This window comes from Proteus sp. G4380, assembly GCF_963885725.1.
Classification (GTDB): Bacteria; Pseudomonadota; Gammaproteobacteria; order Enterobacterales; family Enterobacteriaceae; genus Proteus; species Proteus mirabilis.
Map to the genome: position 1 here is coordinate 1 of NZ_CAWPAV010000185.1, position 12,411 is coordinate 12,411.

The following is a 12,411-nucleotide window of genomic DNA, read 5'->3' on the forward strand; positions in this document are numbered from 1 at the left end:
AATTAAACTAATAATCATCAGGTTTCATAAACAACGCTTATTTATTTTTTAAATAGCTTCTTCGTCTTGCTCTCCAGTACGAATACGGATAACTCGATTCACATCAAAAACAAAAATTTTACCGTCGCCAATCTTCCCCGTTTGAGCGGTAGTCATTATAGTATCGACACAAGTTTCAGCTATTTCATCAGCAACAACGATCTCAATTTTTACTTTAGGTAAAAAATCGACCATATATTCTGCACCACGATAAAGTTCGGTATGCCCTTTCTGACGACCAAAGCCTTTTACCTCTGTTACCGTCATACCCGTGATACCAACTTCGGCTAGTGCTTCTCTTACATCATCTAATTTAAACGGCTTAATTATCGCTTCAATTTTTTTCATCGGATTATCCTGCTATTACCAGTTATGGCGACCAAAACCGCTTGTGATCGGATAGCGACGATCTTTACCAAAATTACGACTGGTAATACGCGGTCCTACCGGTGCTTGACGACGCTTATATTCATTAATATCGACTAATTTTACCACTTTACGAACAATGGCTTCATCAAATCCAGCCGCAACCAAGTCAGAAACAGATTTATCTTGCTCAACATAGCCTTCAAGAAGGGCATCTAAAATATCATAAGGTGGCAGATTATCTTGATCTGTTTGTCCTGGTGCTAATTCTGCTGAAGGGGGCCTATCAATCACACGTTGTGGAATAGCGGGTGAAAGAGTATTACGATATTTAGCCAGTTCAAACACCAGTGTTTTAGGAACATCTTTTAAAACATCAAAGCCCCCCGCCATATCACCATATAAGGTCGAGTAGCCTACGGCAGATTCACTTTTATTACTCGTGGTGAGCACTAACCGACGACGTTTATTGGACATCGCCATTAAAATAACAGCACGACAACGCGCTTGTAAATTTTCTTCTGTAGTATCGACAGCGCTACCTTTAAACATAGGCGAAAGTTGATCCATAAAAGCATCAAACATCGGCTCAATAGAGACAGTATCAAACTCAACACCTAATAAATCAGCTTGCTCTTTCGCATCGTGAATACTCATTTCTGAGGTATAGCGAAATGGCATCATTACCGCTTGAACGCTCTCTTTACCTAACGCATCAACGGCAATTGCAACTGTTAAGCCTGAGTCGATGCCCCCTGATAATCCTAATATAGCGCCTTTAAAACCATTTTTTGTCACATAATCACGCGTTGCCAGCACTAGTGCTTGATAAACTTGCGCTAAAGGAGAAAGCTCTGGTGCCGCATCTTGCATCGGTACGATAGTTAACTCATCAAACTCCACCACAGCCACTTGCTCATCAAAAGCCGCTAAACGATGGGTGATTGTTCCTCGTTCATCAAAGACTTTAGAACATCCATCAAAAACCAATTCATCCTGACCACCAATTTGGTTGAGATACACCACAGGCAGATGCGTTCTTTGGCAATGTTCTTTAATTAATTGGGTACGAATATGCGGCTTTTCACGACTATAAGGTGAAGCATTAATAGAAAGAACCAGATCAGCACCCGCTTGTTTTAGTGCATCAATAGGCTCGTTGATCCAAATATCTTCACAAATTAATAATCCTAAATGATAGCCTTTAAAAGGCACAACACAACGTTCATTTCCTTGTTGGAAATAACGTTTTTCATCAAATACACCATAATTAGGTAGCTGTTGTTTGAAGTAACGCGCCTGTAACTCACCTTGATAGAAAAATGACAGTGCATTATAGATAGTACCGTTTTGCCACCAAGGATGCCCAACCACAATGGCCGTTTTCTTACTAGCTTGTTCTAAACGAACCAGTTGCTCTTCACAACGTTGTTGGAAATCAGGGCGAAATAGTAGATCTTCAGGAGAGTAACCGCATAACGCAAGCTCAGAAAACAAAACCAGATCGGCATCTTCTTGCGCTTTTACGGTGGCTAACATGCGTTCACAGTTGCCTTCAATATCGCCAACAACCCAGTTTAACTGAGCAAGTGCGAGTTTTAATTTACGACTCATAAAAATTAGTCTCTCCAGCTATCTTTGCTATCTAAAGAAAGCAAGTTTAAAAAAATTTTTGTTATCTACAAAGATCATTCTTTGAAATCATTGGCATCAAGTCCATGACGTGACAACAATTTATAAAATTCTGTTCGATTTCGCCCTGCCATCCTTGCAGCCTGAGTGACATTGCCCTTTGTCATCTGCAATAACTTCCTTAAATAGGTCATCTCAAAATGGCCCCGTGCTTCAGCAAAAGTAGGTAATGCGGTATTTTCCCCTTGCAATGCTTGTGTGACAAGGGCTTCGCTAATCACAGGTGCGGTCGTTAAAGCGACACATTGCTCGATGACGTTAACTAACTGACGCACATTTCCCGGCCAACTTGCTGTCATTAGACATTTCATCGCATCCGTTGAGAAGCTACGCACAAAAGGTTTATGCCGTTTTGCTGATTCGCGCAATAAATGGTTAGCAAGAACAGGGATATCCTCGGCTCTTTCGCTCAACGTGGGGATACGTAAATTCACCACATTTAAACGATAGTATAAATCTTCTCGAAATTCATTACGCTCCATCGCTTTTGGCAAGTCACGGTGGGTTGCAGAAAGAATACGCACATCAATATCAATATCACGATTACTGCCTAATGGCCGCACTTTACGCTCTTGTAATACACGCAATAATTTCACTTGCAATGCCATTGGCATATCACCAATTTCATCCAGAAATAGAGTGCCTCCTTCTGCCGCTTGGAAAAGTCCTTCACGACTACTTACCGCGCCAGTAAAAGCACCTTTAGCATGTCCAAATAGTTCAGATTCTAATAATTGTTCAGGTAAAGCACCGCAGTTAATAGCAATAAAGGGTTTTTTAGCTCGTGGGCTGGCGCGGTGGATTGCTTGAGCAAGGACTTCTTTACCTGTACCGCTTTGCCCATTAATCAGTACGCTAACATCGGATTGTGCAACTAACTTGGCTTGCTCTAATAAACGTAACATTTGGGGGCTACGGGTCACGATATCTTTTGACCACTCTTCATCAGATACCGTCGTCACTAATTCTAATGCTTCATCGATAGCTTTATAAAGCGCATCTCTATCAACAGGTTTAGTCAAGAAACTAAACACCCCCTGTTGAGTTGCCGCGACAGCATCAGGAATGGAGCCATGTGCAGTTAAAATAATCACAGGCATACCGGGTTGTTGGCGCTGTATTTCTGCAAATAGCGCCATACCATCCATTTCATCCATACGTAAATCGCTGATCACCAGATCGATTTTTTCTTTTAATAATAGTTTAAGTGCTTCTTGCCCACTTTCAGCGGTAACGATATGAAACCCTTCACTTGTTAATCGCATACCCAGTAGCTTTAATAATCCCGGATCATCATCGACAAGTAAAAGATTCGCTGATTTATGGCCAGCCATGCACATTCTCCTTATTTAGATCCTGTTTCAGTAGGTTTAACCGTTGCGCTATTCTCTTTTTCTGTCGAGGTATTTTTCGCATCAGGTTTTACTTGTTCTGCTTTTGGTGGTTCAGGTTTAACTGCTGATACCGAAGGTTGTGAAACCTCATTATTTTCTTTGGTTATCGATTGCTCACTTGCCGTTGACGTATTAGATTGCTCCGCTGTCGGTTTATCAGCTGGTTTTTCTGTATTACTCGCATCTGAAGATTGAACATCAGACAGCGCTTCTTCTTGAGAAATAGCATCCACAGAAGCCCCTTGTTTTCGGCTCGATAATTGACGTTCAATTTGTGTGAGGCTTTCGAGTTTTTTACGTGTGGTATTTAACTCATGCTCTAATGCATTATTTTGTTTTTTCAGTAAATCCATTTTATTTTCCGTTTCTGTAACAAAACGGCGATTACGATTTTTCTCATCAGCGAGAGCAAGCGTAAGCGTTTGATTCTCAATCCAAGTAGATAATAGAACACGCATAGAGCTTGGAAATTGCAATTGATAGCTTTCTAATAAAACCAGCTGAGCACGACGTTCAGCAACCGTCATTCCCGCTCGCTCTAATAAAATACTTTTATAAAAGGCACCGTCCCATCCTGCAACGATAACACTACTGGCTTGACGTTGTGCTTCTGTAGACATAATACGCTGTGTGCACTCAATGGTACGTAACCAAAATAGCGGATTATTGAGCCCTTCATGATAAAAAGCAGCTAAAGTTTTACATTCTGCCCAACGATAATCGATAGTTTTTTGTTTAACAACGGGGGTTTCAGGCTCAATATTAGCAGTTTCGGTCAGCGATTTTTGTGCACATCCAGCAAGAAACATAGGCAACATTATCCAACACAGATACTGTTTCCAGTGTGAAGCGATCCTCTTAATTGATGCAGGGGCCATAGATAATTGCTCATTAGCCAGTGTCTTTCGCTTTAATTTTTTATACTGATGAAAAGACACCTGTTTTTGTGACCTGATATGCATTATTTATTCTCAGAAAGTAGCGGTAGTTCAATACGAAAACAGACATCAGCATAGTCAGAATGAACAATATTTAACTCGCCATCCATTCTTTTGATACAGTCATGAGCAATACTTAACCCCAAACCACTCCCTTTGACAGCCCCTTTACGTAATAGAGAACCTTGAAAAAAGGGCTCAAAAATCATTTTTTGTTCTGATTCAGGGATCGGAGTGCCTTTATTGGCTATATCAATAACTATTTTCTGTTCAATTTGATAACTAGAGATCCAGATATTACCCGATTCAGCGCCATAGTGCACCGCATTCGAGTAGAGATTATCAATAACTCTTGATAATAACGTCGTTTCTGCTCGACATTTTTTTAGATCAAGTGAAATTATCGTCTTAATGCCTTTCGCTCGGGCGGGTAAACTATGCGCTAACACCACATCATTCACTAATGTGGTTAAATCAACTTCCTCAATTTGCTGAGGTACTTCGGAAAGTTTACGATTATAATCAAGTAGTTGCTCAATTAATAATTGAAGTTGTTTACTACTATTATCAAGAATAGCTACGACTTCTTTTTGATCTAAGGTTAAAGGCCCTGCTACTTCATCCGCTAATAATTCTGTTCCTTCGCGCATACTGGCTAACGGTGTTTTTAACTCATGAGAAATATGACGTAAAAACTCATGGCGTTGCGATTCTAGCCATGCAAGACGTTCACTTAGCCAAATAATACGTTGAGCTAAAGAGCGTAATTCACGTGGCCCCTGAAACGAATTCAAGTTATTATTTAATGTACGCCCTTCCCCCAATCGGTTAATCATTTTTTCTATACCTTTAACCGGACCGATGATCATACGGGTAAATAAGGCAATTAAAATCAGGCTAAAAACAAAAACAATTAAACTTTGCCAACCAAAATAACGCCCTTTTTCAGCAATAGCCATTTGTAGTTGCTCGCCACGACTAAAAATAATCTCTTTAGTTAACACGACAATGCGGTTATTGGCATAAGAAAATTGCTCTAATGCCTGTTGCATTTGAGAAGTGGGTTCACTATTTTTGCATTGAATTGATTTGAGCGTTTTCAAAGAAGTATTCAAGGCCTGTGCTTCTTTAGACTCAGAAAGAGGGATGATGGTCTGCTGCAAGGTAGAGAACATTTTGCTGTATTGTTGATAACGCTGTTGATACATTTCTTCATCAGTTTTATCACGCAATACACAATATCGTCGATAATTTCCTTCCATTTCAATAGCTAAATTACGCATCACCTCGCTACGCTCGGTATCCGCTAACGCATTTTTATTGGTAATAGCGGCTTGGTTACTAAGCTGATCCAAACTTTGATAAGCCTGATAGGCAAGGACGAGAAGCGGTAACAGCACCATCCAAAATGCCATGATAACCAATTGTCTTAAAGATCGGGGGAAAATACGCCACTTTTTCAATGAAATCATCTCAACACCTATTAGAGTAATGCGATGCTACATGACTTAATAACAAGAAAAAAGTCCGACATTGAAATTCAGATAGGAAAACGAACACAAGCGAGAACACGCAACAGGCTCTAGAAATGGGAGAGCGGAATATCTTACTGAGATATTCCGCTCGTCAATATTCATCTCTTTTCTCTCTAAAAGAGAATGAAGGTGGTGCCTCACTCCACGTGTCGCCCTGTGTTTGATAAGGCCCGAAGGCGAGTATCATGATGTTGGACGGTAGGCACCTTACTCTGGCGTCATTCTTGGCTTATGTGGTATGTTCCCACCCATATTGTGGACCGACATAAAAAGTTGAATGAGCAACTGATTAATATAATGCACAAGGCGTGCCAACTTTTCGATTAAAATCATAAGGTATTAATTTTAAACAAAAAAGTATTTTTATCTTACTAAAATAAAAAACAGCCCCAATTTTTGATAGCGAAAAAATCAACAAGCTGTCTCCATTTCCAGACACCGTTAATTAAAAAATATTAAATTATTAAAATTCAACAAGTTAAATGTCACCTTTTGGCGACAATGAAAAAATGATGTGTCGTCGATTTTATACATTGATAATTTTTTCCTTTTATATCAACAAAATAAAGCCCCTCTAACTTGAGGGGCTTTGGGTTATAACACTGACTCTTTTTTATTACATCATTAGTCAAATTGCTTTCTGGCATTACGGAATAAGCGCATCCAAGGGCTATCTTCTCCCCAATTTTCTGGATGCCAAGAATGGCTCACTGTTCTAAAAACGCGCTCAGGGTGAGGCATCATGATTGTTGAGCGGCCATCTGTTGTGGTAACAGCGGTGATCCCTTTTACTGATCCGTTAGGGTTTAATGGGTATTGCTCTGTTGGTTGACCATAGTGATCAACAAAACGCAGTCCTACTAAATTTTTTGCTTCTAACTGCGCTAATTGTGCAGCGTCACGAAATTCAGCAAAACCTTCACCATGAGATACCGCAATTGGCATCTGTGACCCCGCCATACCTTGTAATAATAGCGACGGGCTATCAGTTACTTTTACTAAGCTAAAGCGGGCTTCAAAACGCTCTGAGCGATTGCGTACAAAGCGCGGCCATAAATCTGCCCCCGGAATAAGCTCGGCCAACGTTGACATCATTTGGCAACCATTACAAACCCCAAGTGATAACGTATCTTGACGTGCAAAGAATTGGGCAAACTCATCACGTAAACGATGATTAAATAAAATAGATTTAGCCCATCCCTCACCCGCACCGAGTACATCACCATAAGAGAAACCACCACAAGCAACCAATACATCAAAATCACTTAATGAGCGTTGTGCCGTATGTAAATCGCTCATATGAACATCAATAGCATCAAATCCAGCGCGATCAAAAGCTGCTGCCATTTCCACATGAGAGTTAACACCTTGCTCTCTTAATACCGCAATACGAGGACGACTGCCTGTAGCAATATAAGGCGCCGCAATATCCTCTGCTGGATCAAAGGTTAAGTGAACATTTAATCCCGGATCGTGACTATCTTGTTTGGCACGATGTTCTTCATCTGCACATTCAGGATTATCACGTAAACGTTGCATTTGCCATGTCGTTTCAGCCCACCAGACACGTAATGTACTACGTTTTTCGTGGTAAACTTCCGTTTCACGGCTTTGAATAATAATGTCATCACTTGGTGTTGCTTGCCCTAAGTAATGTAAACAATCCGCTAAACCATGTTCAGTAAACAGTGTTTCAACGCTTTCTTGATGCTCCCCTTTAATTTGGAACACCGCACCTAGCTCTTCATTAAATAGACCAGCTAAAATATCTTCGTCATAAGCACTGATATCAACATTAAGGCCACAATGTCCCGCAAACGCCATTTCGGCCAAAGTCACAAATAAGCCACCATCAGAGCGGTCATGATAAGCCAGTAATTTACCGTCGCTCACCAATTGTTGAATGACATTAAAAAACTGTTTTAACTGCTCTACATCACGTAAATCAGCCGCTTTTTGTCCTAGCTGACGATAAACCTGAGCTAATGCTGTTGCCCCTAATGCATTATGACCATTACCTAAATCGATTAGATATAAACGGTTTCCTTCTTGGGTAGAAAGCTCAGGGGTGACAGTTTTACGTACATCTTCAACACGGGAAAATGCGGTGATAACTAAAGAGAGAGGGGAAATAACTTCTTTCGTTTTTCCTTGTTCATCTTGCCAACGCGTTTTCATGGACATTGAGTCCTTACCCACCGGAATAGTAATACCTAATTGTGGGCATAGCTCTTCACCAATGGCTTTTACTGCATCATATAATCCCGCATCTTCACCAGGGTGACCCGCCGCAGCCATCCAGTTTGCGGAAAGTTTTATACGATTAAGTGACTGTACATCGCAACCAGCCATATTGGTTAAGGCTTCACCTACCGCCATTCGCGCTGATGCGGCAAAATCTAATAGTGCAATAGGGGCTCTTTCCCCTATTGACATCGCCTCACCGTAATAACTATCTAATGTGGCCGTTGTTACCGCACAGTTAGCCACCGGAATTTGCCAAGGCCCAACCATTTGGTCACGCGCAACCATTCCCGTAACACTACGATCACCAATAGTAATTAAGAACGTCTTCTCAGCAACGGCGGGTAAATGAAGTACGCGATAAACCGCTTCTTTTAAATCGATATCTTTACGATCGAGATATTCACCTGCTGTTTTATGTGATGTGACATCACGCAACATTTTCGGTGCTTTACCCAACAAGATATCTAAAGGCATATCTATTGGTTTATTATCAAAGTGTGTATCATTTAACACTAATTCACGCTCTTGTGTTGCCTCGCCAATGACAGCGTAAGGGGCTCTTTCTCGTTGGCATAGCGCATCAAATAGTGGCATTTTTTCTGGGGATACCGCTAATACATAACGCTCTTGCGACTCATTACACCAGATCTCTAGAGGACTCATACCCGGTTCATCATTTAAAACGTTACGTAACTCAAAACGACCTCCACGCCCGCCATCATTGACAAGCTCAGGCATGGCATTAGAAAGCCCCCCCGCTCCGACATCATGAATAAATAAAATCGGGTTATCATCACCTAATTGCCAACAGCGATCGATAACCTCTTGGCAACGACGCTCCATTTCTGGGTTATCTCGTTGCACAGAAGCAAAATCTAAATCAGCATCTGACTGGCCGGAAGTCATAGAAGAAGCCGCACCACCTCCTAGGCCGATATTCATCGATGGGCCACCAAGTACAATTAACTTAGCACCCACGGAGATCTCACCTTTTTGCACGTGATCTTCGCGAATATTACCAATACCACCAGCCAACATAATAGGTTTATGGTAGCCTCGAATTTCAACACCATTATGGCTATTAACCTGCTCTTCATAGGTTCTGAAATAACCTAATAAGGCGGGGCGACCAAATTCATTATTAAATGCGGCTCCACCTAAAGGGCCTTCTGTCATAATGTCCAGTGCACTGACAATACGTTCTGGTCTGCCAAAATCTTCTTCCCAAGGTTGTTCAAACCCCGGAATACGTAAGTTAGAAACGGAAAAACCGACTAAACCCGCTTTAGGTTTTGCCCCACGGCCTGTCGCCCCTTCATCACGAATTTCGCCGCCAGAGCCAGTTGCTGCACCAGGCCACGGGGAAATTGCCGTTGGGTGATTGTGCGTTTCCACTTTCATTAAGATATGGACAGGCTCTTGATGATAACGGTAATGCCCTTTTTCCGTATCGGGATAAAAACGCCCAGCAACGGAGCCTTCCATTACTGCGGCATTATCTTTATAAGCCGACAAGACATAATCAGGAGTTTGCTCAAAAGTATTTTTAATCATTTTAAATAATGATTTGTCTTGCGCTTTACCGTCGATTATCCAATCTGCATTAAAAATTTTATGACGGCAATGCTCTGAGTTTGCTTGAGCGAACATATAAAGTTCTACATCAGTTGGATTACGTTGCAAACGTTTAAAAGCATCTACTAGATAATCAACTTCATCATCAGCTAGCGCTAACCCCATTTCAATATTGGCAGCAACTAGCGCATCTTTACCGTGAGCAAGAACATCAATTGTTTTTAATGGGGTGGGTGTCTGTTCAGCAAATAGCGCATTAACTTGTTGATAATCGGTAAAAATTGTTTCCATCATACGATCATAAATAAAACCGTATAACAACTGCCACTGTTCTTCGTCCATCGTATCGCTATCTATATAATAAGCAATACCACGTTCAATTCTAACCACTTGTGCTAAACCACAATTATGGGCAATATCTGTCGCTTTAGTCGACCATGGCGAAATGGTTCCCGGTCGTGGTACAACAATACGCATCTCTCCAACAAGCTCATGCTCTGTTAATGAAGGGCCATAGTGCAGTAACTTACTTAATTTAGCTTGTTCATCTTCAGATAGCTGTCCATCCACTTTTACAAAATGGATAAACTCCGCATAAATACCACGGACAGGAAGTTGGTTTTCCTGACATAAAGTTAATAGTTTATTAATACGAAAAGCGGATAAAGCGGGGGAGCCACGCAGGATTTCCATAATATTGAGTTCTCTCTTTTAGCAGCTAGCCTGATCAATCATTCAGGGGAAACGCGCCTAGTATAATAGAATAACTGCTCAGACGAAACCGTTTGCGTGAACAAAATAACAGCATTTAACTTAGCGTGTTTTCATCATTAATTGGTGTAATCAAGTTGCGTCTTAGCAAAATGTTGAGCAAAATGGTCGATTACTGGAAATTTATCCATGTTTAAATGACTACTTTACACACAATAAAAAACAACGTTAACGAGAACCAACCTATTGAACAATATAAGGATTAACTATTTCGTTATCGTTATCATAGCGCTATTTTCAGCCGCGATTATTGCACTGAATATTACTTGGCCTGACAGGCAAAAAGCGCAGATAAATAAGATTTTATCTCGTGGTGAGCTTAGAGTGAGTACTATCCCTTCACCACTGATAACGATAAATGATAAAAAGGACCCCGTAGGTTTCGATTATGAATTAGTGAAACGCTTTGCTGATTATCTTGGCGTGAAACTTGTCGTTAATATGCGGACGAATATCAACCAACTCTTTGATGATCTGGAGAATAATAAAGCAGACTTTATTGCCGCTGGATTAATTTATAATAAAGAAAGGCTAGATACGACACGAAGTGGGCCAGCCTATTTCTCAGTTTCTCAACAACTGATCTATCGTAAAGGCACATTGAGGCCTCGTCGTTTTGATGAGCTTAATGGGCGCCTTGTCGTCGCAGCCGGTTCAGCTCATGCCAGCTTATTAAAAACATTAAAAGAAATGCAATATCCTGAACTCGAATGGGAAGAGTCAGAAACTAAAACGACTTCACAGCTACTTGAAGAGTTATCTGAAGGTAAAATAACTTATGTACTGGCCGATTCAATCAGTGTCGCGGTACAACAACGCATTCACCCTAATGTTGCTGTCGCTTTTGAGGTGACGGAAAGTCGTCCATTAACGTGGTATTTACCAAATCAAGATGATAATAGTCTGTATGCAGCCATGTTGGATTACTTCAATCAACTTTCCCAAGACGATGTGCTCGCAAGACTAGAAGAGAAGTATTTTGGTCATGTTGGTTCATTTGACTACTTTGATACACTCTCTTTTATTACCGCCATTGACTCAATATTACCTAATTATCAACCTCTGTTTGAAAAATATGCCGAGACTTTTGATTGGCGTTTATTAGCAGCAATGGCTTGGCAAGAATCACATTGGGATCCCCATGCCACGTCACCGACAGGTGTAAGAGGCTTAATGATGCTAACACGTCCAACTGCATCAAGTATGGGTATAACAGATAGGTTAAATCCTGAAGAAAGTATCAAAGGAGGTGCACAATATTTAAAACATCTTCTTTCTCGCCTACCAGATACTATCCCTGATGATGAAAAAATCTGGTTTGCACTTGCCGCTTATAACATGGGATATGGTCATATGTTAGATGCAAGAAAGCTAACCGAACAGCAAGGCGCCAATCCTAATAGCTGGTTAGATGTAAAAGCGCGGTTACCTTTGCTCAGCCAAAAGAAATACTATTTAGATCTTCCCTATGGTTATGCGAGAGGACATGAAGCTTATCGTTATGTTGAAAATATTCGTCGCTATCAACTCAGTTTAGAGGGATACCTACAAGCAAAAGAGAGTAAAAATAAGATCCTATCGAAAGACGAAAAAGACGATTCAGCCAATACTGCTTTATTACCGCCTCGCTCCGTAGGAACCCCCTCTTCATCTTAGTTGTCAATTATATAGCCTCTTTTTAGGGGCTTACTACCCTCGTTTTTTATTCATCTAACCACAATTTTAGCAGCATAATCCTCTCTATACCGTGCCATAACTTGGTATCCTCCCCCTCTTGAAGGACGGGTTTTACTGCGAACTTGATAAAAAATGTTACTATTTTAATACTTTTTTTATTAAAAATAGTTAAATTAC

General features: G+C 40.8%; 7 protein-coding genes. 1 reads left to right on the forward strand and 6 read right to left on the reverse strand.

Going from position 1 to position 12,411, the window contains the following annotated elements:
- Positions 1-48: 48 nt before the first annotated feature.
- The 6 genes from glnB to purL all read right to left on the reverse strand — a co-directional run bounded on the left by glnB (position 49) and on the right by purL (position 10,479).
- Entirely contained in the window at positions 49-387 is a 339-nt protein-coding gene (gene glnB / locus AACU98_RS16440) for a nitrogen regulatory protein P-II (protein ID WP_004243865.1), read from the reverse strand.
- A gap of 15 nt (positions 388-402) precedes the next feature.
- Positions 403-2,019, reverse strand: coding sequence for an NAD+ synthase (locus AACU98_RS16445; protein WP_004248444.1), 1,617 nt, complete (start codon positions 2,017-2,019; stop codon positions 403-405).
- 74 nt (positions 2,020-2,093) lie between these two features.
- Positions 2,094-3,431: a two-component system response regulator GlrR gene (gene glrR / locus AACU98_RS16450; protein ID WP_004243867.1), complete on the reverse strand. Its 1,338-nt coding sequence runs from the start codon at positions 3,429-3,431 to the stop codon at positions 2,094-2,096.
- Between the two features lie 11 nt (positions 3,432-3,442).
- Complete coding sequence (gene qseG / locus AACU98_RS16455) at positions 3,443-4,369, reverse strand: two-component system QseEF-associated lipoprotein QseG (RefSeq protein ID WP_088207257.1); 927 nt, start codon at positions 4,367-4,369, stop codon at positions 3,443-3,445.
- A gap of 83 nt (positions 4,370-4,452) precedes the next feature.
- The gene (locus tag AACU98_RS16460) at positions 4,453-5,901 is read right to left on the reverse strand and encodes a sensor histidine kinase (RefSeq protein ID WP_004248446.1); all 1,449 of its coding nucleotides are present in this window, start codon (positions 5,899-5,901) and stop codon (positions 4,453-4,455) included.
- Between the two features lie 687 nt (positions 5,902-6,588).
- Entirely contained in the window at positions 6,589-10,479 is a 3,891-nt protein-coding gene (gene purL, locus AACU98_RS16465) for a phosphoribosylformylglycinamidine synthase (protein WP_049217619.1), read from the reverse strand.
- A 264-nt stretch (positions 10,480-10,743) separates the two neighbouring features.
- On the opposite strand from purL, the gene mltF reads away from it, so the two are divergent.
- A complete protein-coding gene (mltF, locus tag AACU98_RS16470; protein WP_161735212.1) occupies positions 10,744-12,213 on the forward strand; it encodes a membrane-bound lytic murein transglycosylase MltF in 1,470 nt (489 codons plus the stop codon).
- Positions 12,214-12,411 lie beyond the last annotated feature (198 nt).